The 25,457-nt window shown below is 65.0% G+C and carries 27 protein-coding genes, 1 other RNA gene and 1 pseudogene; 23 read left to right on the forward strand and 6 right to left on the reverse strand.

From position 1 onward, the window contains the following. Positions 1-21: 21 nt before the first annotated feature. From QA640_RS05035 to tkt, 3 genes are all read right to left on the reverse strand, one after another. On the reverse strand, positions 22-1,218 hold the full coding sequence (locus QA640_RS05035) for a phosphoglycerate kinase (RefSeq protein WP_283039641.1): 1,197 nt from the start codon (positions 1,216-1,218) through the stop codon (positions 22-24). Positions 1,219-1,353: 135 nt separating this feature from the next. Next, on the reverse strand, positions 1,354-2,361 hold the full coding sequence (gene gap, locus QA640_RS05040) for a type I glyceraldehyde-3-phosphate dehydrogenase (protein WP_283039642.1): 1,008 nt from the start codon (positions 2,359-2,361) through the stop codon (positions 1,354-1,356). Between the two features lie 147 nt (positions 2,362-2,508). Continuing rightward, the gene (tkt, locus tag QA640_RS05045; protein WP_283039643.1) at positions 2,509-4,521 is read right to left on the reverse strand and encodes a transketolase; all 2,013 of its coding nucleotides are present in this window, start codon (positions 4,519-4,521) and stop codon (positions 2,509-2,511) included. 375 nt (positions 4,522-4,896) lie between these two features. Here tkt and QA640_RS05050 point away from each other — a divergent pair, with 375 nt between their 5' ends. From QA640_RS05050 to QA640_RS05115, 14 genes are all read left to right on the forward strand, one after another. Further along, positions 4,897-5,187 (forward strand): DUF4164 domain-containing protein, encoded by a 291-nt coding sequence (locus QA640_RS05050; protein WP_283039644.1) that lies wholly within the window; start codon positions 4,897-4,899, stop codon positions 5,185-5,187. Continuing rightward, positions 5,184-5,567: a cell division protein ZapA gene (locus tag QA640_RS05055; protein WP_283039645.1), complete on the forward strand. Its 384-nt coding sequence runs from the start codon at positions 5,184-5,186 to the stop codon at positions 5,565-5,567. Before QA640_RS05050 ends, QA640_RS05055 begins: the two co-directional genes overlap by 4 nt. A 134-nt stretch (positions 5,568-5,701) precedes the next feature. Continuing rightward, positions 5,702-5,862: non-coding RNA, 6S RNA (gene ssrS, locus QA640_RS05060), on the forward strand. A gap of 201 nt (positions 5,863-6,063) precedes the next feature. Next, complete coding sequence (locus tag QA640_RS05065) at positions 6,064-6,666, forward strand: 5-formyltetrahydrofolate cyclo-ligase (RefSeq protein WP_283039646.1); 603 nt, start codon at positions 6,064-6,066, stop codon at positions 6,664-6,666. Continuing rightward, positions 6,644-7,468 (forward strand): TIGR00282 family metallophosphoesterase, encoded by an 825-nt coding sequence (locus QA640_RS05070; protein ID WP_283039647.1) that lies wholly within the window; start codon positions 6,644-6,646, stop codon positions 7,466-7,468. The genes QA640_RS05065 and QA640_RS05070 overlap by 23 nt, the downstream gene beginning before the upstream one ends. Before the next feature lie 232 nt (positions 7,469-7,700). Next, the gene (locus QA640_RS05075) at positions 7,701-8,447 is read left to right on the forward strand and encodes a YebC/PmpR family DNA-binding transcriptional regulator (RefSeq protein WP_283039648.1); all 747 of its coding nucleotides are present in this window, start codon (positions 7,701-7,703) and stop codon (positions 8,445-8,447) included. A gap of 308 nt (positions 8,448-8,755) precedes the next feature. Beyond that, on the forward strand, positions 8,756-9,283 hold the full coding sequence (ruvC, locus tag QA640_RS05080) for a crossover junction endodeoxyribonuclease RuvC (protein WP_283039649.1): 528 nt from the start codon (positions 8,756-8,758) through the stop codon (positions 9,281-9,283). After that, entirely contained in the window at positions 9,280-9,897 is a 618-nt protein-coding gene (gene ruvA, locus QA640_RS05085) for a Holliday junction branch migration protein RuvA (RefSeq protein WP_283039650.1), read from the forward strand. Before ruvC ends, ruvA begins: the two co-directional genes overlap by 4 nt. Positions 9,898-9,943: 46 nt before the next feature. Then, positions 9,944-10,363, forward strand: a complete 420-nt coding sequence (locus tag QA640_RS05090) for a cytidine deaminase (protein ID WP_283039651.1) — start codon at positions 9,944-9,946, stop codon at positions 10,361-10,363. Next, on the forward strand, positions 10,360-11,409 hold the full coding sequence (gene ruvB / locus QA640_RS05095; RefSeq protein ID WP_283039652.1) for a Holliday junction branch migration DNA helicase RuvB: 1,050 nt from the start codon (positions 10,360-10,362) through the stop codon (positions 11,407-11,409). Before QA640_RS05090 ends, ruvB begins: the two co-directional genes overlap by 4 nt. A 4-nt stretch (positions 11,410-11,413) precedes the next feature. Then, positions 11,414-11,644 (forward strand): DUF6869 domain-containing protein, encoded by a 231-nt coding sequence (locus tag QA640_RS05100; protein WP_283039653.1) that lies wholly within the window; start codon positions 11,414-11,416, stop codon positions 11,642-11,644. After that, positions 11,641-12,558: a metallophosphoesterase gene (locus tag QA640_RS05105; protein WP_283039654.1), complete on the forward strand. Its 918-nt coding sequence runs from the start codon at positions 11,641-11,643 to the stop codon at positions 12,556-12,558. The genes QA640_RS05100 and QA640_RS05105 overlap by 4 nt, the downstream gene beginning before the upstream one ends. A gap of 65 nt (positions 12,559-12,623) precedes the next feature. Continuing rightward, entirely contained in the window at positions 12,624-13,076 is a 453-nt protein-coding gene (ybgC, locus tag QA640_RS05110) for a tol-pal system-associated acyl-CoA thioesterase (RefSeq protein ID WP_283039655.1), read from the forward strand. Positions 13,077-13,151: 75 nt separating this feature from the next. Then, entirely contained in the window at positions 13,152-13,619 is a 468-nt protein-coding gene (locus tag QA640_RS05115; RefSeq protein WP_283039656.1) for a nuclear transport factor 2 family protein, read from the forward strand. A gap of 24 nt (positions 13,620-13,643) precedes the next feature. Here QA640_RS05115 and QA640_RS05120 read toward each other — a convergent pair whose 3' ends face one another. Further along, a complete protein-coding gene (locus QA640_RS05120; protein WP_283039657.1) occupies positions 13,644-14,462 on the reverse strand; it encodes a type 1 glutamine amidotransferase in 819 nt (272 codons plus the stop codon). 159 nt (positions 14,463-14,621) lie between these two features. Between QA640_RS05120 and QA640_RS05125 the strand changes: the two genes are divergently transcribed. Together QA640_RS05125 and QA640_RS05130 are read left to right on the forward strand one after the other, a co-directional pair. Further along, positions 14,622-16,706 carry a hydantoinase/oxoprolinase family protein gene (locus QA640_RS05125; RefSeq protein WP_283039658.1) on the forward strand — a complete coding sequence of 695 codons (2,085 nt, stop codon included), beginning with the start codon at positions 14,622-14,624 and terminating at the stop codon, positions 16,704-16,706. A 2-nt stretch (positions 16,707-16,708) separates the two neighbouring features. After that, a complete protein-coding gene (locus QA640_RS05130; RefSeq protein WP_283039659.1) occupies positions 16,709-18,397 on the forward strand; it encodes a hydantoinase B/oxoprolinase family protein in 1,689 nt (562 codons plus the stop codon). Here the strand turns inward: QA640_RS05130 and QA640_RS05135 are convergent. After that, positions 18,370-18,528 (reverse strand): annotated as a pseudogene (locus QA640_RS05135) (cation:dicarboxylase symporter family transporter); the annotation flags it as partial. The gene QA640_RS05130 and the pseudogene QA640_RS05135 sit on opposite strands and share 28 nt — an antisense overlap. A gap of 18 nt (positions 18,529-18,546) precedes the next feature. On the opposite strand from QA640_RS05135, the gene QA640_RS05140 reads away from it, so the two are divergent. The 5 genes from QA640_RS05140 to QA640_RS05160 all read left to right on the forward strand — a co-directional run bounded on the left by QA640_RS05140 (position 18,547) and on the right by QA640_RS05160 (position 23,174). Continuing rightward, positions 18,547-19,392, forward strand: coding sequence for an NAD-dependent protein deacetylase (locus QA640_RS05140; protein WP_283042727.1), 846 nt, complete (start codon positions 18,547-18,549; stop codon positions 19,390-19,392). A gap of 310 nt (positions 19,393-19,702) precedes the next feature. Then, positions 19,703-21,421 carry a PQQ-binding-like beta-propeller repeat protein gene (locus tag QA640_RS05145; protein WP_283039660.1) on the forward strand — a complete coding sequence of 573 codons (1,719 nt, stop codon included), beginning with the start codon at positions 19,703-19,705 and terminating at the stop codon, positions 21,419-21,421. Positions 21,422-21,509: 88 nt separating this feature from the next. Then, positions 21,510-21,860, forward strand: coding sequence for a cytochrome c (locus QA640_RS05150; RefSeq protein WP_283039661.1), 351 nt, complete (start codon positions 21,510-21,512; stop codon positions 21,858-21,860). A 40-nt stretch (positions 21,861-21,900) separates the two neighbouring features. Further along, complete coding sequence (locus tag QA640_RS05155) at positions 21,901-22,668, forward strand: transporter substrate-binding domain-containing protein (protein ID WP_283039662.1); 768 nt, start codon at positions 21,901-21,903, stop codon at positions 22,666-22,668. 2 nt (positions 22,669-22,670) lie between these two features. Further along, positions 22,671-23,174 carry a hypothetical protein gene (locus QA640_RS05160; RefSeq protein ID WP_283039663.1) on the forward strand — a complete coding sequence of 168 codons (504 nt, stop codon included), beginning with the start codon at positions 22,671-22,673 and terminating at the stop codon, positions 23,172-23,174. Positions 23,175-23,184: 10 nt separating this feature from the next. Here the strand turns inward: QA640_RS05160 and QA640_RS05165 are convergent, their stop codons facing one another. Next, complete coding sequence (locus QA640_RS05165; RefSeq protein WP_283039664.1) at positions 23,185-23,829, reverse strand: glutathione binding-like protein; 645 nt, start codon at positions 23,827-23,829, stop codon at positions 23,185-23,187. 110 nt (positions 23,830-23,939) lie between these two features. On the opposite strand from QA640_RS05165, the gene QA640_RS05170 reads away from it, so the two are divergent. Together QA640_RS05170 and QA640_RS05175 are read left to right on the forward strand one after the other, a co-directional pair. Beyond that, a complete protein-coding gene (locus QA640_RS05170; RefSeq protein WP_283039665.1) occupies positions 23,940-24,590 on the forward strand; it encodes a TetR/AcrR family transcriptional regulator in 651 nt (216 codons plus the stop codon). Positions 24,591-24,882: 292 nt separating this feature from the next. Next, positions 24,883-25,452, forward strand: a complete 570-nt coding sequence (locus QA640_RS05175; RefSeq protein WP_283039666.1) for a hypothetical protein — start codon at positions 24,883-24,885, stop codon at positions 25,450-25,452. Positions 25,453-25,457: the final 5 nt, after the last annotated feature.

The raw sequence follows: 25,457 nt of genomic DNA on the forward strand, positions 1-25,457 counted from the left end.
TGGGCCTTTCCGGCCAACAACTTACTTGGTGCGCAAAACCTCGACGCCGGGCAGCGGCTTGCCTTCCATCCATTCAAGAAATGCGCCACCGGCGGTCGAGACATAGGTGAAATCGGAGCCGACGCCGGCCTGGTTGAGCGCCGCGACGGTGTCGCCGCCGCCCGCGATCGAGATCAGCTTCTTGGCCTTGGTGCGTTCGGCCGCGTGCTTGGCGGCCGCCACGGTGCCGCGGTCGAAAGGCTGGAGCTCGAAGGCTCCTAGCGGGCCGTTCCAGACCAGAGTTGCCGCATCGTCGATCGCGGCCTGGACGCGCACGACCGATTGCGGGCCGACGTCGAGGATCATGCCGTCGGCCGGGATCGCATCGAGGCCATAGGCATGCGAGGGCGCGTTGGCGGCGAAGTGATAGGCGACGGTCGCGTCCACGGGGAGGATGATCGCGCAGTTCGCGGCCTCGGCCTTCTCCATGATGCGCACTGCGGTTGCGGCGAGATCCTTTTCGGCCAGCGACTTGCCGACCGCGACGCCCTGGGCGTGCAGGAAGGTGTTGGCCATGCCGCCGCCGATCACGAGCGCGTCGACCTTGCTGACGAGGTTTTCCAATAGGTCAATCTTGGTCGAGACCTTGGCACCGCCGATGATCGCGATCACCGGTTTGGTCGGTGCTTCCAACGCCTTCTCCAGCGCATCGAGCTCGGCCTGCATGGTGCGGCCCGCATAGGCCGGCAGCTTGTGGCCGAGACCCTCGGTCGAGGCGTGGGCGCGGTGCGCAGCCGAGAACGCGTCATTGACCCAGATGTCGCCGAGCTTTGCGAGCTCCGCGACAAAGGCTGGATCGTTCTTTTCCTCTTCCTTGTGGAAGCGGGTGTTTTCCAGGCACAGGATGTCGCCGTCGTTCAGCGCTGCCACGGCCTTGGCCGCGGGCTCGCCGATGCAGTCGTCGGCAAACGCGACAGGCCTATTGATAACCTTGGACAGCGCGTCCGCGACCGGCTTCAGCGAGTCCTTGGAATCGCGGCCCTTCGGCCGGCCGAAATGCGCGAGCAGGATGACCTTGGCCTTCTTGTCGGAGAGCTCGGTGATGGTCGGCGCGACGCGCTCGAGCCGCGTTGCGTCGGTGACGCGCCCATTGTCCATGGGCACGTTGAGATCGACGCGCAGCAGCACGCGCTTGCCCTTCACGTCGACGCCGTCGAGGGTGCGGAATTTGTTTGCCATCGGAGACTCTCTTGTCCCGGGCACTGCGGCGCGAAGTGCCGCTGTGCTGAACCCGGACCTATTGTATGGCGAGGGTCCCGGCTCTGCGGAGCAGCGCAAGCGCGCTGCACCGCGTCCGGGACACGAGACCTGAGCTTAGAGCACCTTGCTCATCGCAACGGCAGTGTCCGCCATGCGGTTCGAAAAACCCCACTCGTTGTCGTACCAGGACATCACGCGCACCAGCGTGCCGTTCTGCACCTTGGTCTGGTCCTCGTGGAACGTGGAGGAGTGCGGGTCGTGGTTGAAGTCGATCGAGACGTTCGGCGCCGTGGTGTAGCCGAGGATGCCCTTGAGCTGCTGCTCCGAAGCGCGCTTCATCGCCGCGTTGACTTCCTTGGCGTCGGTGGCGCGCTTGGCGACGATCTTGAGGTCGACGACCGAGACGTTTGGCGTCGGCACGCGGATCGCGACGCCGTCGAGCTTGCCCTTGAGTTCTGGGAGCACCAATCCGATCGCCTTCGCGGCCCCCGTCGAGGTCGGGATCATCGACATCGCCGCAGCGCGGCCGCGGTAGAGATCCTTGTGCAGCGTGTCCAGCGTCGGCTGGTCGCCGGTGTAGGCGTGGATCGTGGTCATGAAGCCGGTCTCGATGCCGACGAGGTCGTTCAGGACCTTGGCGATCGGAGCGAGGCAGTTGGTCGTGCAGGAGCCGTTGGAGACGACCAGGTGATCCTTGGTCAGCGTCTCGTGGTTGACGCCGTAGACGATCGTCGCATCGGCGCCGTCAGCGGGCGCGGAGACCAGCACGCGCTTGGCGCCGGCGGTCAGATGCGCGGAGGCCTTCTCCTTGGCAGTGAAGATGCCAGTGCACTCCATCGCGATGTCGACGCCGAGATCCTTCCACGGCAGCTTCGAGGGATCGCGCTCGGCGGTCACCTTGATCTTGTTGCCGCCGAGGCTGATCGTGTCGCCGTCGACGGTCACGGTTCCCGGGAAGCGGCCGTGCACGGAGTCGAAGCGCAGCAGATGCGCGTTGGTCTCGACCGGTCCGAGATCGTTGATGGCGACCACCTCGACGTCCTTGCGGCCGGACTCGGCGATGGCCCGCAGGATGTTGCGGCCGATGCGGCCAAAACCGTTAATTGCAACGCGGACTGCCATCTTTGGTCTCCTTCAATGATCGTTGTCGTCCCGCACAACGCAGCTAGCGCGCCTGCGGGGGTTTTTTAGGGCGGACGCCCGGTTCGGCCGGGCGGTACTTGATCATATGGAGAGCTTGGTAGTCCTTTTTTCCGGCAAGCTCAACTCTCAGGAAACGCGCTTCACGACGGCGTTAACCGCAGCCTCGGCGGTAATTCCAAAGTGCTTGAAAAGGTCCTTGGCCGGCGCGCTCGCGCCAAAGGAATGCATGCCGACAAATTCGCCATCCTGGCCGATCACGGCATCCCAGCCCCAGCGCACCGCGGCCTCGATTGCCACCTTGACCGGCGCGTTGCCGATGATGGCGGCACGCTGGGCCTCTGGTTGCGCTAACAAGAGCTCGAGCGAGGGCACCGAGACCACCCGCGTCGGGATGCCGCGCTCGGCGAGCTGCTTCTGGGCGGCGACCGCGATCTCGACCTCGGAGCCCGAGGCAAACAGCGTCGCCTTGGCTTCGCCTTGCGCGGCGACGAGCTCGTAGGCGCCGTACTGGCAGGGGTTCTCGTTGGCAGAGGTGCGGAGCTGCGGCAGGTTCTGACGCGTCAGCGCCAGCACCGTCGGCCCGTCGATGCGGTTCAGCGCCAGCTCCCAGCACTCGGCGACCTCGATGGAGTCGCAGGGGCGGAAGACGCGCATGTTCGGAATGGCGCGCAGCGCAGCGAGATGCTCGACCGGCTGATGGGTCGGACCGTCCTCGCCGAGACCGATGGAGTCGTGGGTCATCACGTAGACGACACCAGCGCCCATTAACGCGGCAATCCGCATCGCGGGCCGCGCGTAGTCGGTGAATACCAGGAACGTCGCGCCGTTGGGCGCGAAGCCGCCGTGCAGGAAGATGCCGTTCATGGCGGCACACATGCCGTGCTCGCGGATGCCGTAATGGATGAATCGGCCCTTCGGCGTCTTGGCGGAGAAGGCGACCGCCGATTTCGCCTTGTTGTTGTTGGAGCCGGTGAGGTCGGCCGAGCCCGCCAAGAACTCCATCGGCATCGCCGTGGCGATCGCCTCGATCGCTGCTTCCGAGGATTTGCGCGTCGCGACGTTGAGCGGATTCTCCAGAAGGCCCTTCTTGTGCGCCTTCAGCGCCTTCGCCAGCGAAGCGGGACGCTCATGGCGCAGGCGGCGCTCGAACTCGGCGCGCTTGCGGCTGCCAAGTTCACTAATCCGCGCTTCCCACTCCTGCCGCGCGGCCGCGCCACGGCTGCCAACCGCGCGCCAGGCCTTGAGCACGTCGTCGGGCACCGAGAAAGGCTCGAGCGCGATGCCGAGATTTTCCTTGGCGGCCTTGAGCTCGTCGGCGCCGAGCGCCTCGCCATGCACCTTTGCTGTGCCGGCCTTGTGCGGCGCGCCGTAGCCGATGGTGGTGCGGCAGGCGATCAGCGTCGGCTTGTTGGATTTCTTTGCGCGCGTGATCGCTGCTGATATCGCGGCCTGGTCTTGCCCATCGATCTTCTCGGCAGCCCAGCCGGCGGACTTGAAGCGTTTCACCTGGTCGACGGAATCGGCGATCGAGGTCGGGCCGTCGATCGAGATGCCGTTGTCGTCATAGAGCACGATCAGCTTGTTCAGCTTCCAGTGCCCGGCCATGGCGATTGCTTCCTGCGACACGCCTTCCATCAGGTCGCCATCAGAAGCGAGCACATAGGTGTGGTGGTCGACGATCTTCTTGCCGAACTCGGCGGCCAGCATCTTCTCCGCGAGCGCCATGCCGACCGCGGTGGAAATGCCCTGGCCGAGCGGACCGGTGGTGGTCTCGATGCCCTTGGTGTGGAAGTTCTCAGGATGGCCCGGGGTCAGCGAGCCGAGCTGGCGGAACCGCTTGAGCTGGTCCAGCGTCATGTCCGGATTGCCGGTCAGGAACAGCAGCGAATAGAGCAGCATCGAGCCATGGCCGGCCGATAGCACGAAGCGGTCGCGGTCGGGCCAGGCGGGTGCCTGGGCGTCGAATTTCAGGAACTGCGTGAACAGGACGGTCGCAATGTCGGCGGCGCCCATCGGCAGGCCGGGATGGCCGGACTTGGCCTTCTCGACTGCGTCCATCGCGAGCCCGCGGATCGCGTTGGCCATACGGGTGGCGTCGAGCTGCGTATTGGCCATACGGGTGGCATCGACCTGCATCATGATGAAAATCCGTCTGAAATGAGGCGCTTGATAGCCGTGCGCGCCGCGTGGGATCGAGCCTGGCGGCCACGGAAGGTGCGGGGCTGGATAGCATCTCGGTTCCGGGAGGCCAAGGCAATCAAACGCCCTACGGACGCGAAAAGTTGCGCCAAAGCACGATCCGGAAAAGCGGGAGCCAGAAAAGGAACCGATGGATCGCGATGGGACATCCCGATCTATCGGTGCATAGCTTTGCGGCAGCGTTGCGCTTGGCTTCCCTGCCACGTAAATTTCTGCTTCTAACCGCTTGCCGAACCGAGTCTTTTGCCGGGCGGTAAGCCAACTTAGAGGTCCGCCGCTGACTGCATGAGCGATCGCGCTGCCAACAGTTCCGCCATGACGGAGTCCGCCGCCGTCGAGATCGAGATCGCGACCCGCAGACTCACGGCCGCGCTCGACGCGCTGGAGAGCGCGGTCGAGCGACGGCGCGATGCCGATCGCGACGAGAACGAGCTCGCGACGCGCATCCAGGCGCTGGGCACCGATCGCTCGCGTTTAGCCGACGAACTCGACGGTGCGTTGATGAAGGCGCGCAAGCTCGAGCGCACCAATCGCGAAGTCTCCGATCGGCTGGACGCTGCGATCGTCACGATACGTTCGGTGCTCGATACCGGAGAGGATGGATGAGCCACATCAACGTCACCATCAACGGCCGGCAATACCGCATGGCCTGCGAGGAAGGGCAGGAGGTGCGGCTGCTCAAGCTCGCCGAAAGCCTGGAATCGCGGATCCAGAATCTGCGCGGAAAGTTCGGCGAGATCGGCGATGCGCGGCTCACCGTGATGGCGGCGCTGACCGTATGCGACGAGCTGGTCGATGCGGGAAATCGCGTGCGGACCCTGGAAACCGAAGTGAACGAGCTGAGGGATTTCCGCAATGCCGCTGCCGAGCGCGCCCGGATGACGCAGACCGCAGTGGTCAACGCGCTGAATGCCGCCGCCGAGCGCATCGAGAAATCGACCCAGGTCCTGAATCGGACCGTCGGCAACGGGATTGCGATCGGCTGACGCGTGAAGCGCTGCCAGCCGGAGAACTCGGCTCACCTCTCCCCGCTGGGGAGAGGTGAGTACAGGTGAGAACAGGTGTGGGCGGTCCACGCGTGGGCTGGTGATTCGTCAGCATCGTTGTTAGATTGCGCCGAGCGAAGCTGTGGCGCGCGTCAGGAGCCATATATCCCCGGGGCCTTATCGATCCTTTAGGGAACTGTCCCTGGCCGGGCCCGTGGGCCCGGACATATGGTGCCCACCTACTTTCGTAGGGAACTCCGGGATCGAGTGCTTCAACGGCGTTTGCGGCTTCGCGCTTTTCTGTCCCTGTCGACTTTTCTGTCCCTGTCGAATCGTGTCCTCGACTAACCGGCGGCTCAATTCACTCTCAGTGTCATGCCCGCGAAAGCGGGCATCGGCGTCGAGGTTCAAGCACTGGCGTCTTTGGAATACTGGATCACTCGCTTTCGCGGGTGATGACAGCAGAGCTGGCTCTGCCACCGAGGGAATGACCGCTATGCCCGCGCATTCACAGAAAGCCGAACTCCGTGCCAAGGCTCTCGCCAAGCGCGATGCGCTCAGCGAGAAGAAGCGCGCCGCCGCCGCCGCAAAGCTCGGCAAGCGCGGCCTGCCGCTCGAGATCGTGCCCGGCAGCATTGTCTCCGGCTATTCGCCGATTCGCAGCGAGATCGATCCCGTGCCCCTGATGCAGAAGCTCGCGGCCGAAGGCGCGCAGCTGGCGCTGCCTTGCATCACCACGCGTGGCAAGTCGCTGATCTTCCGCATCTGGCATCCAAACGATCGGCTGATGCTCGGCCCGCTCGGCATTCCCGAGCCGTCGCCGGCGTCGGCCGAGGTCATCCCCGACATCATGCTGACGCCGCTCGCCGCCTTCGACCGTCTCGGCCACCGTATCGGCTACGGCGCGGGACATTACGACTTCACCTTCGCGCATTTGCGCAAGACCAAGCACGTCGTCGGCATCGGGCTCGCATTCGCGGCACAGGAGATCGAGGCCGTTCCCGCACTATCGCACGACGTCGCGCTGGATTATGTGCTAACGGAAACCGACGTGTTCGATTTCCGGAGTTCTGAAGTTGCGCATTCTCTTCGTGGGTGACGTTGTCGGCCGGGCCGGCCGCGCGGCGATCGCCGAGCACCTGCCCAACATGGTCCGCGACTGGTCGCTCGATTTCGTCGTCGTCAACGGCGAAAATTCCGCCGGCGGTTTCGGCATCACCGAAGCGATCTACCACGAGCTGCTCGACGCCGGCGCCGACGCGGTCACGCTCGGCAACCATTCCTGGGACCAGCGCGAGGCGCTGGTGTTCATCGAGCGCGCCGAGCGCCTGGTGCGGCCGGCGAACTATCCGCGCGGCACGCCAGGTCGCGGTGCCGCGCTGGTCGAGACCAAGAACGGCCGCCGTGCGCTCGTCGTCAACGCGCTGGGCCGTGTCTTCATGACGCCGTTCGACGATCCCTTCGCCGCGCTCGAGCGCGAGCTCGGCGCCTGCCCCTTGCGCGAGGCGGCCGATGCGATCGTGGTCGATTTCCATTGCGAAGCGACCAGCGAGAAGCAGGGTATCGGCTTCTTCTGCGACGGCCGCGCCAGCCTCGTCGTCGGCACGCATACGCATGTACCGACTGCCGATCACCAGATTCTCCCCGGCGGCACAGCCTACATGACCGATGCCGGCATGACCGGCGACTACGACTCGATCATCGGCATGCAGAAGGAAGAGCCGCTGCGCCGTTTCACGTCCGGGATCGCGTCCAGCCGTTTCGAGCCGGCGATGGGAGTTGCCACGCTGAGCGGGGTCGCGGTGGAGACGGATGATGCAACGGGCCTCGCGTTGAAGATTGCGCCGGTACGCGCGGGTGGCCGGCTCGAGCCGGCGACGCCGAGGTTCTGGTTGAGTTGATTGGCGGCGCCACACGCTCGGTGGTCGTCCCGGCGAAGGCCAGGGCCCATATCCCAAGGGAGGGGCACGACATCCCCAACGACGGCAGAGTGCCTGATGACGAGCTCCCCTACTATAATACCTGGATCCAAGTATGCTCTTTCATTCCGGGGGCGTCGCGGCCTATAAGGCCCGCGCTTTGATCCCTTACCTTGCCCCTGACCTTGGCTGACGATTCCTCAAGAGACCACGCATGGCCGGACATTCCCAATTCAAGAACATCATGCACCGCAAGGGGCGGCAGGATGCGCAGAAGTCGAAGCTTTTCGGCAAGCTGGCCCGCGAAATCACCGTCGCGGCCAAGCTCGGCACGCCCGATCCCAACATGAATCCGCGCCTGCGCGCGGCCGTGATCGCGGCGCGCCAGGAGAACATGCCGAAGGACAATATCGAGCGCGCCATCAAGAAGGCGCTCGGCAATGATGGCGAGAACTATGACGAGATCCGCTACGAGGGCTATGGCCCGGGCGGCGTCGCCGTCATCGTCGAGGCGCTGACCGACAACCGCAACCGCGCCGCCTCCGACATCCGCTCCTTCTTCACCAAATCCGGTGGAAATCTCGGCGAAACCGGTTCGGTGTCCTTCATGTTCGACCGCACCGGCATCATCGAATATGACCGCAGCGTCGCTTCCGACGACGCGGTGCTCGATGCCGCGATCGAGGCCGGCGCCGACGACGTCATCTCGGGCGACAACGGCCACGAGATCTACGCCTCGACCGAAAGCTACCGCGACGTCGCCAAGGCGCTCGAGGCGAAGTTCGGCGAGCCGCGCAAGGCCGCGCTGATCTGGAAGCCGCAGAACACGGTCGCCGTCGACGACGAGACCGGCGAGAAGCTGCTCAAGCTGATGGACCTGCTCAACGAGCACGACGACGTCCAGAACGTCTACGCCAATTTCGAGATCTCGGACGCGCTGATGGCCAAGATGGGCGGGTGAGGCAGTCCTTCTGTCAGCTTCACATTCCGCTGTCGTCGCCCTGCTCGACCGGGCGACCCAGTATTCCAGAGACGCCGGAGGGATACGGAGAAGCCGCGGCGTACTGGTTACCCTGCTTGCCGCCTACGCTAAAGCTTCGGCGTGCCGGGAGCAAAAGCCCTCGGCGAAGCCTTGGCGTAGCCGGGTCGGGGGGTATGACGCCGTGTATTTGTGGCAGGCTGCGTGATCTTAACCGCGGGCGAACTTCCCCGGGGACTTTCGTTCCGTATCTGTTTCGCTCCCTCCGGCCAGCCGCTATCACTGGGTGCATGACCGCGCTTCCGATTCGCCATCCCGTCCGCATCCTCGGTATCGACCCCGGCCTGCGCCGCACCGGCTGGGGCGTGATCGAGGCCGAGGGCAATCGTCTCGTCTACGTCGCCTGCGGCTCGGTGGAACCGCCGGAGGGGCTGCCGCTGTCGAGCCGGCTGCTCGCGATCCATGAGGGGCTCGCTTCCGTGCTCTCCCACCACCAGCCGATGGAAGCGGCCGTCGAGCAGACCTTCGTCAACAAGGACGGCGTTGCGACGCTGAAACTCGGCCAGGCCCGCGGCGTCGCCATGCTGGCGCCCGCGATGTTCGGCATCACGGTGGCCGAATATGCGCCCAACCAAGTCAAGAAGACCGTGGTCGGCGCCGGTCACGCCGACAAGAACCAGATCGCGGTGATGCTGAAGATCCTGCTGCCCAAGGCGGAGCCGCCGTCGGCGGACGCCGCCGATGCCCTCGCCGTCGCCATCACCCACGCCCATCACCGCCAAAGCGCTGCCCTGCGGCTGAAGGTGGTCGGGATATGATCGGCAAGCTCAAGGGCCTGATCGATTCCTACGGCGAGGATTTCGTCATCCTCGACGTCGGCGGCGTCGGCTATCAGGTGCATTGTTCGACGCGCACGCTGCAGCACCTGCCCTCGCCCGGGGAAGCCGCCGTGCTCTCGATCGAGACCTACGTCCGCGAGGACCAGATCAAACTGTTCGGCTTCCGCACCGACCAGGAGCGCGAATGGTTTCGCCTGCTCCAGACCGTGCAGGGCGTTGGCGCCAAGGTCGCACTCGCGGTGCTCGGCACGCTGCAGCCTTCCGATCTCGCGAATGCGATCGCGCTGCGCGACAAGGCTGCGGTGTCGCGCACGCCGGGCGTCGGCCCCAAGGTCGCCGAGCGCATCGTCACCGAATTGAAGGACAAGGCGCCGGCCTACGCCAATGTCGATCCGCACGTCGTGCATCTGGCCGGCGCAGTCGACGACCAGCGCGCCCCGAGGCCCGTCGCCGACGCGATCTCCGCGCTGGTCAATCTCGGTTACGGCCAGCCGCAGGCGGCGGCCGCCATCGCCACGGCGTCACGCAACGCCGGCGAGAATGCGGAGACCGCCCAGCTCATCCGCCTGGGTCTGAAAGAATTGTCGAAATAGACTATCCTGCGCGGCCGCTGACTGACGAGGGAATGCATTTTCCGCCATGCTGAGCAAAGAAGACAAGGAACTCATCGCCGCCGCGACCGCGGCGATCAGCCAACGCTACCGCAACGACTGGCAGGAGGTCGGTGCCGCCCTGCGCACGCGCGAGGGGCGCATCGTGACCGGCGTGAATATCGACGCCTATATCGGCCGCATCGCGGTCTGTGCCGAAGCGATTGCGATCGGCCGCGCGATCACCGAGATCGGCGACCGCGGCATCGAGACCATCGTCGCGGTGCGCCATCCCAAGCCGGACGAGCCCGGCGACATCGCCGTCGTCTCGCCCTGCGGCATCTGCCGCGAGCTGATCCACGACTACGACGCCAAGGCGCGGGTTATCGTGCCGCAGAATGGCCGCGAGCCGGAGGTGGTGACGATCGGCGAATTGCTGCCGAACAAGTACCGGCGGGGCAACGAGTGAACACGCCCTCCCGCATCGTCACGCCCGAGCGCCGCAGCGACGATGTCGGCGATACCGCGCTGCGCCCGCAATCGCTCACCGAATTCGTCGGCCAGCAGCAGGCGCGTAAGAACCTGTCCATCTTCATCGATGCGGCGCGTAAGCGCGGCGAGGCGCTGGATCACGTGCTGTTCGTGGGTCCCCCCGGTCTCGGCAAGACCACGCTGGCGCAGATCGTGGCGCGTGAGCTCGGCGTCGGCTTTCGCGCCACAAGCGGTCCCGTGATCGCCAAGGCCGGCGATCTTGCGGCGCTGCTCACCAATCTCGAAGAGCGCGATGTGCTCTTCATCGACGAGATCCATCGCCTGAGCCCAGCGGTGGAAGAGGTGCTCTATCCTGCGATGGAGGATTTCCAGCTCGACCTCATCATCGGCGAGGGGCCGGCGGCGCGCTCCGTCAAGATCGAACTCGCAAAGTTCACCCTCGTCGGCGCGACGACGCGCGCCGGGCTTCTCACCAATCCGCTGCGCGACCGTTTCGGCATCCCGATCCGGTTGAATTTCTATACGGTCGAGGAGCTGGAAGGCATCGTCACGCGCGGCGCGCGCGTGCTCAATGTCGGCATGAGCCCCGATGGCGCCAACGAGATCGCGCGCCGCGCCCGCGGCACGCCGCGCATCGCCGGCCGGCTTTTGCGGCGGGTGCGAGATTTTGCATCGGCAGCCAATGCCGACACGATTGATCGGACGATCGCCGATCACGCGCTGAGTGCGCTCGAGGTCGATGCCGCGGGCCTGGACGCCATGGACCGGCGCTATCTCACCACGATTGCGCTCAACTATGGCGGTGGCCCGGTCGGCGTCGAGACCATGGCGGCGGCGCTGTCCGAGCCGCGCGATGCGATTGAGGACATCATCGAACCCTATCTGATCCAGTGCGGCTATCTCCAGCGCACCCCGCGCGGCCGTCTCCTCACCACGCACGCCTTCCGCCATCTCGGCCTCACTGAGCCCTCGCGCGATCCGGCGCAGTTTGGCCTGTTCGGCACGGACGAGAGCGACGACTAAAGCGTTGCGCACCATCGACCGCATCGAGCGCGAGGCGCGCGCCGACAGGCGCTTCCATGACTTGCTCCGCGGCGTCTGGTATTACCGGGCGTCCGACGAATTGAGGACGCGTCTGGATGCGCTGGGTCGGCCTGAGGGACCGTTAACGTTTCTGCTGGCGATCTGCACGAGCGCACCCCAATTCCGCTTCAATCGGGAGACATTGAGGCAAGGCATCACACCCGGTTCCGCATGATCTCTCGACGCGCTTTCTTTCGGTCCATCGGCGGTCTGTCCGCTGCCGGCATTTCCACCGCCGCTTACGGCGTCGGCGTCGAGCCGGAGCGGCTGCGCATCACCCGCTATCATCCGATGCCGAAACAGTGGCCGGCCGACTTTCCGCTCCGGATCGCCGTGGTCGCCGACATCCACGCCTGCGAACCCTGGATGTCGCTGGACCGGATCCAGGGGATCGTCGAGCACACCAACGCACTGAACGCCGATCTCATCGTCATGCTCGGCGACTACGTCGCCGGTCATCACCACATCACGCGGCTCATTCCGGCCGCCGAATGGGCTGGGGTGCTGGCGGGTCTCAAGGCCCCGCTCGGCGTCCACGCCATCATGGGCAATCACGATTATTGGGAAGACAAGGCGGTGCAGCGGATCCTGCGCGGCCCGACAGCCGCCCATCGCGCGCTGGAAGCGGCCGGCATCCCCGTCTACGAGAACGATGCCGTGCGCCTCATCAAGAATGGCCGCCCGTTCTGGCTTGCCGGTCTCGGCGATCAACTCGCCTTCCTGCCGGCGGCGCGCCAGCGCGCGGTGCCACATTTCGGCGCCGATGATCTCCCGGCGACCCTCGCCAAGGTCACCGACGATGCGCCGGTCATTCTGCTCGCGCACGAGCCCAACATCGCGCTGCGCGTGCCCTCGCGTGTCGCGCTGCAACTCTCCGGCCATACCCATGGCGGCCAGGTCCGCGTGCTCGGCTGGTCGCCGGCGGTGCCGCCGCAGCATGGGGTGCGCCTTGCCTACGGTCATCTCAAGCTGAAATGCGACGTCATCATTTCCGGCGGCCTCGGCTGTAGTATCGTGCCGATGCGCGTCGGCGTTCCACCGGAGATCGTCGAGGTGACGTTGGGGCGGACGGTGCAGGGAACATCGTAGCCGCGCTTGCGCGGCCGGCCGAATTTGCGCAAAACGGGCCCCTCCACAGCGAAAAGGCTTGCGCAATGACTGCCCATCTCGACGGCGAGATCCGCGACGGCCGCCACCACATGCAGGTCCGCGTCTACTACGAGGACACGGATTTTTCCGGCATCGTCTATCACGCCAACTATCTGCGCTTCATGGAGCGCGGGCGCACCAACCATCTGCGGCTGATGGGCGCCGAGCAGCAGGCGCTGTTCGAGCAGGCCGAGACGGAAGATGCCGGCTTTGCCTTCGTGGTGCGCTCGATGCACCTGGATTTCCTGAAACCGGCGCGCATGGACGACGTGCTCGACATCGTGACCTGGCCGATCGCGGTGAAGGGTGCCTCGATCATGCTGGCGCAGGAGATCCGGCGCGGCGAGGCCGTGCTGGTCAAGGCCGAGGTGCGCGTCGCCTTCATCAGCGGCGGCCGCGCCCAGCCGATCCCGAAGTCGATCCGGAACCTGATGAAGGCCGATGTGATTTCGCAATGAGCCGATAGGGAAGGGGCCATCGACTTCCAGGCCCGCGGGCGTAGATTTGCCCGTCCCCAACCGATGAGGCCAGCCATGTCGCGTCCGCCGCTTCCGCCGTTCACGAGAGAGACCGCCGCGCAAAAGGCCCGCATGGCCGAGGACGCCTGGAATTCGCGCGACCCGCAGCGCGTCGCGCTCGCCTATACCGAGGATAGCCGCTGGCGCAATCGCTCGGAGGTGTTTGCGGGACGCGAGGCGATCGTCGCATTCCTGACGCGCAAATGGGCGAAGGAGCTCGACTACCGCCTGATCAAGGATCTCTGGGCCTTCGACGGCGACCGTATCGCTGTGCGTTTCCAGTACGAATGGCACGATGCGAGCGGCCAGTGGTATCGCTCCTACGGCAACGAGCAGTGGGAGTTCGACGCGCACGGCCTGATGAGGCGCCGCGAGGCCTCGATCAACGATATCGCGATCGCCGAGAGTGATCGCCGCTTCCACTGGCCCGCGCCGGGTCCGCGGCCCGCGGATGTGCCGGGCCTGGGGGACGATCCGTTTTAGGTTCGGTGGACTAACTCTTGCTCCTCATGGTGAGGAGCCGCGGAGCGGCGTCTCGAACCATGCAGGCCCCGCTGCTGCATCTTGGCCTCTATCCTTCGAGACGCGCGCAAGAGCGCGCTCCTCACAGCATGAGGAAATGGACTTTCGCGTCAGAAACCTCGTGATCGCGCCGCCCAGCTTCGCGCTGTCGAGTGGCTCGGTGAGTGAGGCCTTGGCGGTGGCGACGACGTTGTCCGGCGCGTGGCCTTCGCGGAGCTCGCAGCAGACTTGCGCGAAGCCCACGTCGAATTCCGGATGCGGCTGCACGGAGAGCGTCGTGCCGCCTTCGTAGAGCAGGCCGGCATGGGGCGCGAATTCCGAGTACAGGATCGTCCGCGCATCCCTTGGCGGCTCGATGACCTGGTCCTGGTGCGAGCAGGCGATGGCGAGCTGCTCGCCGCCGATGACGCCGTTGTTCGGGGCCACCTGATAGACGTGCCGGCCGATGCCCCAGCCCTTGTCCGACTTGTGCACGGTGCCGCCCAGCGCCTGCGCGATCAGTTGATGGCCGAAGCAGACCCCGACCATCGGCGTCTTGTTGGCATGCGCGGTGCGCACGAATTCTTCGAGCGGCGCGATCCAGTCGAGCCCATCATAGACGCCGGCCGCCGCGCCGGTGATCAGGATTGCCTCCAGCCCGCGCGCGTCGGGCAGCGCCTCGCCGTCGGGGATGCTCACGACATCGAACGTGCTGGAAGGATCTTCCGCGCGGATCATGCGCTCGAACATGTCCGGAAACGAGCCGTGGCGCTCGCGATGTTTGCGAGGGACGGCTCCGGTCTCGATGATGGTGATGCGTGCCATATGTCAAAGAATAGGAGGCGGCGCGTTGCGATGCAACTCAGCCGCAATCGCATAGGTGCTCGGCAAAATCGCGCGGCGCATTGCCATCGATGCATTCGCTGGCATACAAATTGCTGAACATTCGAGCCCAGCCTGTCGATCAGCACGGAGACATTTGGAATGCGTGAGGGAGCCGAAGTACGGCTTGCCGTTGATATCGGAGGAACGTTCACCGATATCGTGCTGGACGTGGGTTTGGATCGCAAGACGCGGAAGGTGCTGACGACGCCGGCGCGTCCCGAGCAGGCGGTGCTCGACGGCATTCGTCTTATTCTCAGCGACGCGCGTGCGCATATCAGTGATATCGATGTCTTCATCCACGGCACGACGCTGGCGACCAACGCCATCATTGAGCGCCGCGGCGCGAAAACCGCGCTGATCGCGACCGAAGGTTTTCGCGACGTGCTCGATATCGGCACCGAGAGCCGCTACGATCAATATGATCTCACCATCGACAAGCCGAAGCCGCTGGCGCCGCGTTCCCTGCGCTTCACCGTTCCCGAGCGCGTCGACGCGCATGGTGCGGTGCGGCTGCCGCTGGATGAGGCCGCTGTGCGCGCGCTGGCGCCGAGATTGCGTGCCCTGAATGTCGAAAGCGTTGCCATCGCCTTCCTGCATTCCTATGCCAATCCCGAGCATGAGCGGCGCACGGCCGCGATTCTCGCGCAGGAGATGCCCGGCATCTCCGTGACGATGTCTTCGGCGGTGTGTCCCGAGATCCGCGAATATGAGCGTACCTCGACCGCGGTCGCCAATGCCTATGTGCAGCCTTTGATCGACGGCTATCTTGTGCGCATGGCCGAGGCGCTGGAGGTCGAGCAGTTCCGCGGCGCGATCTACCTCGTCACCTCCGGCGGCGGCGTCACCTCGATCGAAACGGCGCGGCGCTTTCCGGTGCGCCTGGTCGAATCCGGTCCCGCAGGCGGGGCGATCTTCGCGGCGCAGATCGCGGCACGGTCAGGGGAGACCAAGGTGCTCTCCTTCGACATGGGCGGCACGACGGCAAAAATCTGCCTGATCGAAAACTATCAGCCGGAGACCTCGCGCGTGTTCGAGGTCGATCGTGCCGCGCGCTTCCTGAAAGGCTCGGGTCTGCCGGTGCGCATTCCCGTGATCGAGATGGTCGAGATCGGCGCCGGCGGCGGCTCGATCGCGCGGATCGACGCCATGAAACGCGTCACCGTCGGTCCCGAGAGTGCGTCGTCTGAGCCGGGCCCGGCCTGCTATGGCCGCGGCGGCACCCGTCCCGCCGTGACCGATGCGGACGTCGCGCTTGGCATGATCGATCCCGACGCCTTTGCCGGTGGCACGATCAAGCTCCACCCTGATCTGTCGAAACGGGCGCTGCTGCACGACGTCGGTGAGGCGCTGGGCCTCTCGGCGGAGAATGCCGCCTACGCGGTGCACGAGGTCGTCTGCGAGAACATGGCGAGCGCGGCGCGCGTGCACGCGGTCGAGCGTGGCGCGGTGGTTGGCCAGCATACGTTGATCGCCTTCGGCGGCGCCGCGCCGCTGCATGCGGCGCGCGTTGCCGAGAAGATCGGCGTCTCCCGGGTGATCGTGCCGTCGAATGCCGGCGTCGGCTCGGCCGTCGGATTTCTGGCCGCGCCCATCGCCTATGAGCTCGTGCGCAGCCGCCATGTCCGGCTTGACGATTTCGATACCGCGGCGGTCTCCGATCTCTTGCATGAGATGGCGACCGAGGCGCGCGCGCTGGTCGAGCCCGGTGCTGCCGGCGCGCCGGTGCGTGAGCGCCGCGCCGCCTTCATGCGCTATGTCGGCCAGGGCCACGAGATCACGGTCGAGCTGCCGAACCGGCCGCTGACCACGGCCGACCTCGTGGGCTTGCGAAAATCCTTCGAGACCGATTACGCGGCGATGTTCGAGCGTCCGATCCCGGGCGCTGCGATCGAGGTGCTGAGCTGGTCGGTGTTGGCTGCCACCGAGCCGCGCAATCCGCCGATCGTCGATGCGGTGGCGCGCAAGCCGGCCGGCAAGGCATCCGGCAGCCGCAAATTCTTCGACGGAAGGGCAGGGCGCCTGGTCGAAATCCCCTTGTACCGCCGCGAGGACATGGCGCCCGGCGCGACCATCGCCGGCCCCGCCGTGATCGCTGAAGACGAGACCTCGACTTTCGTCTCGACGAGTTTTGACGCCCACATTGACGGTGCCGGCAGCATCGTCATGGAACGGAAGGCGGCGTAACCATGAGTAGCGCAAGCACAAGCCTGATCGATCTTCAGATCATGTGGCACCGGCTGATCGCGGTGGTCGAGGAGCAGGCGCAGGTGCTGCTCCGCACCGCCTTCAGCCCGATCGTGCGCGAATGCGGCGATCTCTCTGCCGGCGTGTTCGACCTCAGGGGCCGCATGCTGGCGCAGGCCGTGACGGGCACGCCGGGGCACGTCAACTCGATGGCGGAATCGGTCAAGCACTTCATCGCGCATTTTCCGCTGGAGACGATGGAGGAGGGCGACGCCTACATCACCAACGATCCCTGGATGGGCACCGGCCATCTCAACGACTTCGTCGTCACCACGCCCTGCTTCAAGAACGGCAAGCTGGTCGCGCTGTTCTCCTGCACGAGCCACCTCATGGACATCGGCGGCATCGGCTTCGGCCCTGATGCCACCGACGTCTTCATGGAGGGGCTCTACATCCCCATGCTGAAGCTGATCGACCAGGGCGTCGTCAACAAGACGCTGATGGCGATGATCCGCACCAACACGCGGCTGCCGATCGATACCGAGGGGGACACCTATTCGCTCGCCGGTTGCAACGATGTCGGCTGCGAGCGCCTGGTCGAGATGATGACCGAGTTCGGCATCGACACGCTCGACGAACTCGGCGACTACATCTGCGACCGCTCGCGGGAGGCCGTGCTTTCCGAGATCGCGAAGCTGCCGAAGGGAAGCTGGCGCAACACCATGATCGTCGACGGCTATGACGCGCCGGTGACGCTATCGGCGATGCTGACGATCTCGGAGAACGGCATTCACGTCGATTTCACCGGCACCTCGCCGGCCTCGAAGTTCGGCATCAACGTGCCGCTCTCCTACACCACCGCCTACACGGTGTTCGGCCTCGGCTGCGTCGTCGCCTCGGAGATTCCAAACAATGCCGGCTCGCTCTCGCCGCTGACGGTGTCGGCGCCATCGGGCGCGATCCTCAATGCGCCGAAGCCGGCGCCGGTGGCCTCGCGCCACGTGATCGGCCAGATGCTGCCCGACGTCGTGTTCGGCTGCCTTCGCCATATCATCCCCGAGCGCGTGCCGGCCGAAGGCACCTCATGCCTGTGGAACCTCAACGTGCGCGGACAGACGCGCAGCGGTGCCGGCGGCAATTACGGGTTCTCGATGGCGGTGACCAGCAATGGCGGCACTGGCGCGCGATTTGCCAAGGACGGGCTGTCGGCAACCGCCTATCCGAGCGGGGTGCGCGGCACGCCGGTCGAGATCGCGGAGACGCAGACGCCGCTGATCTTCTGGCGCAAGGAGCTGCGCCCGGATTCCGGCGGCGCGGGTCGCACGCGCGGCGGTCTCGGCCAGATCATCGAGGTCGGCAGCGGTGTCGACGCGCCGTTCGACATTCTGGCGGCGTTCGATCGCATCGATCATCCGCCGCGCGGCCACGATGGCGGCCGTGATGGCGAGGCCGGCTATGTCGGCTTGAAGTCCGGCCAAAAACTGCGCGGCAAGGGCTTTCAGCAGGTGCCGCCGGAAGACCGCCTTGTGGTGCTGACGCCGGGCGGCGCCGGCATCGGCGATCCCCGGGAGCGCGAACGGACCAGCGTGCGGGAGGACGTCGAGAGCGGACTGGTGTCCGCGGACAATGCTGCCACGATCTACGGGCTCGAGGACGTGATGCCGAGGTTGAGCAGCGAGCCGAGGCCATAGGCTCCCACGGTGAATGCCATCGCGCCGAACGCGCCGAACGCGCCGATCGGGGCGACGCGCACGACGATGCGGATGATGCCGAAGAACATCTTTGCCGCCTCCTCGACGGCGTCGACGATCGGCTCGCCGGCCACATCACGCGCTCCCCCATCTGGCAAAGGCGATCGAAGCAGACTACATGCCTGGCCATGGCAAAACGTCCGCTCGAAGATTTCGTCGGCCGCTACCAGCGTCTCTTCGTTCTGACCGGGGCAGGCTGCAGCACCAATTCCGGCATTCCCGATTATCGCGACGACCACGGCAATTGGAAGCGAACCCAGCCGGTCAACTACCAGGCCTTCATGGGTGATACGCGCACGCGGCAGCGATATTGGGCGCGCAGCCTGATCGGCTGGCGGCGGTTCGGCCAGGCCATGCCGAACGACGCGCATCATGCGCTGGCTCGCCTCGAGGCGAATGGGCAGTGCGAGATGCTGCTGACCCAGAACGTCGACCGGTTGCATCAGTCCGCAGGCCACCGCCAGGTGATCGATCTGCACGGCCGGCTCGATCTCGTCCGCTGCATGGGCTGTGGCGAGAAGACACCGCGCGATGCGTTCCAGCGCTCCCTCGCCCGCGCGAATGCGGCCTGGCTCTCGTTCGAGGCCGCGGATGCGCCCGACGGCGATGCCGATCTCGAGCACGACGATTTTTCGTCGTTCAACGTGCCGGCTTGCCAATCCTGCGGTGGCATCCTCAAGCCCGATGTCGTGTTCTTCGGCGAGAGCGTGCCGCGCGAGGTCGTTGCATCCGCGCAAGAACATCTGGAGCAGGCCGACGCCATGCTGATCGTCGGCTCGTCGCTGATGGTCTATTCCGGCTTTCGCTTCGTACAGATGGCAGCGCGCAAAAGCATTCCGATTGCTGCCGTCAACCTCGGACGCACTCGCGCGGACGATCTGTTGACGCTGAAGGTCGAAGAGCGCTGCGAAGCTGCGCTTGCCTTCCTGCTGTGAGGCGAGCACGAACAGTCGTCTGCGTCGGGATGCATTGCACTGAATAGTCAGCGCAGCTGACATTCCACATTCGTGTTCCACGAAATTCCTTGATTGAACTCCGCGCGATCCGGCGTACTCTATGCCCGCGAGCGGGAGCAGCAGCCAATCCAACAGACCAACCTCCTTGAGCGATGGCGCCGAGAGAGATGGAAAGCTGGTACCGACTCATCTGAAGGAGACCAACCGACACCGAACCGGGCTGCAAGCGTCCGTCGCATGGACGTTCGTAAGACGCTGTCAAGAAACACACAATCGGGAGGAACTGCACATGAAGACGTGGTGGTGCTATTCTGGTCTGCCTCTTGTCGTTGGTGCGACACTCACCGTGTCGTCGGCCCTGGCTCAAACCGTGGACACTGCGCGCATCGAGGCTGCCGGCCAGAACGACTGGCTGACCTATCACGGTTCCTACAAGTCCTATCACTACAGCCCGCTGTCGCAGATCAACGCGGGCAATGTCGGCAATCTGAGCGTGGCCTGGATTCACATTCCCGGTCGCTCCACCCGCGGCCTGCAATCGATGCCGGTCGCCGCCGACGGCGTGCTCTACTACACGGGGTCCTACAGCCGGGTGTTCGCGCTCAATGGCGCGACCGGCGAAGTGATCTGGTCCTATTTCCCCGAACTCGACGAGGCGCTGATCGCGCGCCAGACTCATTCGCCGTACAATCGCGGCGTCGCACTCGGCGAGGGGAAGGTCTTCGTCGGCACGATGGACGGCCGCCTGTTCGGGCTGGATGCGAAGACGGGCAAGGTTCTCTGGGAAACCAAGCTGATCGATTCGCAGAAACTCACGGTCGGCTTCACCGGTGCGCCGCTCTATGCGAAGGGCACCGTGATCATCGGCGCGCAGGGCGGAGAGTGGCCGGGCCGCGGTCCGATCTTCGCCGTGGACGCGGCGACGGGCAAAAAGAAGTGGGAGTTCCTCACGGTCGCCGGTACCGATGATGCCATGAAGACCTGGGGCAACGATTCCTGGCGCACCGGCGGCGGCGGCGGCTGGATGCCCGGCACCTACGATTCCGAGACCAACACCGTCCTGTGGGGTACGGCGAATCCGGCCCCGCTCTACGACTGGTCGGGCCCAGACTTCAAGACGCAGGGCGCGCGTCCCGGCGACAATCTCTACACGAGCTCGGTGATCGGCCTCGACATCGATACCGGCAAGCTGAAGTTCTATCATCAGGAGCTGCCGCACGACGCCTGGGACTTCGACAGCGCGGTCGGCGAGTTCGTGATGCTCGAGCGCGACGGCCAGAAATACGTCGTTCATCCGAACAAGGGCGGCTTCGTCTTCGTCTACGACCGCAATCTTGGCCTGAAGAATGTCTGGCCGCTCGTCCAGAATATCAACTTCGTCAAGACGATCGACCCGAAGACGGGCGAGCTGATCGGCCGTCGCGACTTTTCCGTCGGCAAGGTCACCGAACCGCCGCTGTGCCCATATATTGGTGGCGGGATCAGCTGGAACTCCGGCTCGTACGACCCGAAAACGGGTCTCTACTACAAGCTCGGCCAGGAATGGTGCATGACGCTGGACGTCCAGAAGACGACTCCGGTCACCACACCCCAGGCCCAGCTCAACATTGGCGCCGATTTCAAAATGGCGCCTCCTCCGGGCGGCGAGATCTATGGCCATCTCGACGCGCGCGATCCCATCACGGGAGCGAAGAAATGGGAGGTGCGTTATCCCGAGCCGCCGCTCGGCAGCGTGCTGTCGACTGCGGGCAATCTCGTGTTCGTACCTGACTCCCGTGGGATCCTCCACGCCTACGATGCCGAGAACGGGGCGGAGTTGTGGAACCACTCCGACGGCACCGGTCACCAGGGCGGCATCATCAGCTACACCGCGAACGGCAAGCAATACATCGCGGTGACGGCCGGCTTTGGCGGCATGTTGTCGGACGACTACGCGCCGAACTTCGGCGGCGTCTACAAGAGCATGCCGCGCGACGACGGAGCGCTGATCGTCTACAGCCTGAAATAGTCTCGTCGCGAAACGAGCTGCCGGGGAGCGGGGCAAGCCTGCTCCTCGGTCCGTTGAAGTGCCGGTTTAGGAACTGGAGCGAGACGCCTTGAAACCGTTTGTGACCAGAATGGCCGCATTGCCGGTGGCAGTGCTGGTCGCATCATTGTTGGGTGCCGCCGCGATGCAGGCGCAATCTCCCACACCTGCTCCGGATAGCGAGACGTTGGATGTCGAGCAGTTGTTCGCGGGTACTTGCGGCTTTTGTCACTCCGACGGCGGCCGGGCCCCCGGCAGGGGTCCGCAACTGATGAACACGCAGCGAGACGACGATTTCATTCGCAACCGCATCAAGCACGGCAAGCAAGGCGCGATGCCGGCCTTCGACGGCGCTCTGACCGACGCGCAGATCGATCAGATCGTCACGTACATTCGCGCCCTGAAGCCGCGCCAGGGCTGAGCCGCGACGAGCCCGATCCCATCCACACGAGGCCTTCGGAATGAAGATGATCCTCTCGCTCATGATCGGTGCCGCCGTCGCACTATCTCCGCCGGCGCAGGCGCGACCCCTGGAAGCGATCCGCTCCTCCGGCGAGCTCGGGCTGTGCGCCAACCCCAACTCGCTTCCCTTCGCCAGCAAGGCCGGCGATCCGCCCGGATTTCAGGTCGAATTGGGACAGGCACTGGCGCGCGAGCTCGGCGTCTCGCTCAGGCTCGACTGGATCATCACCCAATATCAGATGCGCAGCGCCGCCTGCGATGTCCTTCTCGATGTCATCGCCGACCGTGAGGCGCAAGGCGAGACCCGTCTGCGCATATCGAAGCCGTATTACCGCACGGGCGTTGCGCTGGCCGTGCCATCGTCCAGCGCGCTCACCTCGTTCAAGAGCCTGAACGAGCACACCAAGGTCGGCGTGCAGGTCGGCTCCGTGGCCGCCATGATCATCGGCCAGCGGCGGGTGCCGACCTCGACCTTCGGCTTCGAGAGCGACAGCCTTGACGCCCTGTCGAACAATGAGCTCGACGCTGCCGCGGTCACGCCGACAGCGGCGAGCTATTTCAACCTCACGCATCCCGAGAAGCCGGTTCGGATCCTCGATCGCGACGAGAGCGTGACCAATCTCAACTGGAACGTCGCCGTCGGCATGGTCCGCCCGGACGATGCGTTGCGCGACGCGATCGATGCGGCGATCGACCGCTTGCGAGGCGACGGCACGATCGATCGGATCTATCGTCGCTACGGTATCGTCCTCGATGCACCGAAATAGCCGTGCGTCTCGGCCTCGGAGGCCCGCCGCTCAGCAGGCGCGACATACTCCGATGTCTCGCTGCCGCGGCGGCCATTGGCGCGGCCCCGGCAACCGGCGACGAGAAGCGCAAGATCGGTCTCCAGCTCTATACGGTCCGCGACCTCCTGAAGAGCGACTTCGAAGGCACCCTCCGCAAGGTTGTCCGCCTCGGCTACCGCGAGGTGGAGTTCGCAGATATTATCGGCCCTGACGTCAGGCGCACAAGCGCGCTCTTGCGCAGCCCCGGCCTCGCCGCCCCGTCACTGCATCTCGACTACATCGACCTGCGGGACAAGACCGCATCGTCGTTCGATATAGCTCATTCGCTCGGCAGCCGCTTCGTCGTCTGTCCGTGGTTGGACCCGCCGCAACGGCAGACGATCGACGCTGCGCAGCATCGAGACCAGCATCGCCTTCCTTCGCAGTCGGCACTATTTTTCTCGCCGCACGTGATCGTCCCGGCCATGGCCGGGACGATCTGTTGATTGATGTGACTTAGGCTGCCGCCTTCCGCCGGGCCTGCTCAGCCTTGTACAGTTCGAACTCCTCAGCGATCGCCTTCGCGATCGAAGGGCGCTGCTTGAGGCGCTCGTAATAGGCCTTCAGATTCGGCCATTTCGCCAGCTCGATCGGCGGGGTCGCCATGGTCCAATTGATCACCGTGACGAGATAGGCGTCGGCGACGGTGAAGTGGTCGAGCAGGAACTCGCGGCCCTTCAGGTGATTGTCGACATAATCAAGTCGCGACAGGTTCTTCTCCAGCGCGTAGGCCTTGCTCTCCTGCGGCGACTTGCGATCGAGCACGGGAATGAACAGTCCCTTGTGCAGTTCAGTGCCAATGAAGCAGAGCCATTGATGCAGCCGTGTGCGGTCGATGCCCGGTCCGGTGCCGAGGCTGGATTGCGGAAAGCGGTCCGCGACATACTGCAAGATCGCTGCGTTCTCCGTCAGCACCACGCCTTCGTCGGTGCGCAATGTCGGCACCAGGCCGATCGGGTTCACGGCGCGGAAGTCGGAGCCGTCCTTCAGCACGGTCTTGGTCGGTGAATCGACCTCGAGATAGTTCGCCTCGGCGCCGGCTTCGTACAGCGCGACGCGGGTCGCCATCGAGCAGGCGAGCGGCGAGAAATAAAGATCCATGGGGTGCCTCCTTGGGGCGTGGTATCTTTTGACCTTGCGTCGCAACCCGGCCGGATTGATTTTTGTACTGTTCTGCATAATATAAATGCGGTCAAGGATTATTTTGCGAAATGGTACAAAAATCAAAAAGACCGCCTGTCGCGGCATCCGAGGCGCCGAAGCGCCGCGGCCGGCCGCGCGCCTATGAGCCCGACATCGCGCTCGGCAAGGCGCTCGACCTGTTCCGCACCCAGGGATTTGCCGCAACCTCGCTCGACGATCTCAGTGAGGCGACCGGCATGAACCGGCCGAGCCTCTACGGCGCCTTCGGCGACAAGCGCGAGCTCTACATCAAGAGTTATAGGCGCTACCGCGAAGAGGCGCGCGCGGCGATGGTCGAGATCTTTCGTGCGGAGCTGCCGCTGCGCGAACGGCTGGAGCGCATCTTCGCCTCTGCGCTCGCCATCTATCTCTCCGGCGAAACCGGTCCGCGCGGCTGCTTCACGGTGGTGACCGCGGCCTCCGAAGCCGTGGCCGATCCCGACATTCGCGCCATGGTGCTGGATGGCCTGTCCGAGCTCGACAAGGCCTTCGCCAATTGCTTCCGCCGCGCCAAGGACAAGGGCGAGCTGCCCGACAGCGCCGATCCGGTCGTGCTGGCGCAGCTCGCCTCGGCCACCATCCACACCATCGCCATCCGTTCCCGCGCCCGCGTCCCGCGCAAGGAGCTCGATGCGATCGTGAAGGGCGCGATCGATGTGATGGTTGGGGCGAAAGGCTAACTCCATCCTCCCGGACAAGCGAGCAGTTTCCCCGGCGTCGTCCCGGCGAAGCCATGACCAGGGACCGTGTTGTTGAAAGAAGCGACTCGCCGCGTTCGTGTCCGTGATGGATTCCGCAGTATGAGAGGGTGAACGGGGAAGGGCTCTACAGGCCGTGCCTCGCTCTCCAGCACAATATCCCGTCACGGTCGAGGACGCCTATATCGTGGTCGATCTCTGAACCGGGCTGCGGCGGTTCTGGCGTTCACGACGTCCGGCGCGTATACTTTCAGGGTACCTGGAAGTCTCACGGATGCTGATTTTCCTACGCAGTCTGTCTCTCTCATTGGTCCTGGTGACGCTCTGTCTGGGCGGGCGAACGGCCCATGCCCAGGCTGCCCCGGTGCCCTACATGAACTCGGGCTGGCTGATGGGCTGGGGTGACAATCCGAGTTTCGAGGCGAGCGATCCGCAGTCCAAGTTTCCTAGAGGCTGGTTTCTCAGCAGCTCGCGCGGCAGCACGTCGTGGAGCATGGATGGCTTTGATCAGGCGAGGGCGTTCGGCAATTACGGCTCGCTTTCGTCCGAGGGCGTAAGGTTCGGCTACAACTTCGCGAATGCACCGGTTACGATCTATACCGGCTTCGACAGCTTGAAATACAATCTTGGCGCCGGTGGTCCGCTCGCGCCCTTCGATTCCACCTCGGGGACGCTGCCTGGCGGCTATCGTGCGAATGCGGGGATCGAATTCCGCCCGACGTCGAATCTCAGCCTGTCGTTCGGCGCGAGCTTCACCCAGCAGTCGTCCGGATTGGTCGACAGCGACATCAATTCGCCACTGCCGCCCGGCGCATCGCCGCTGGCTTTCGGCGCGCGCCGCTAACGCGA

The organism is Bradyrhizobium sp. CB82, from assembly GCF_029714405.1.
Taxonomy (GTDB): domain Bacteria; phylum Pseudomonadota; class Alphaproteobacteria; order Rhizobiales; family Xanthobacteraceae; genus Bradyrhizobium.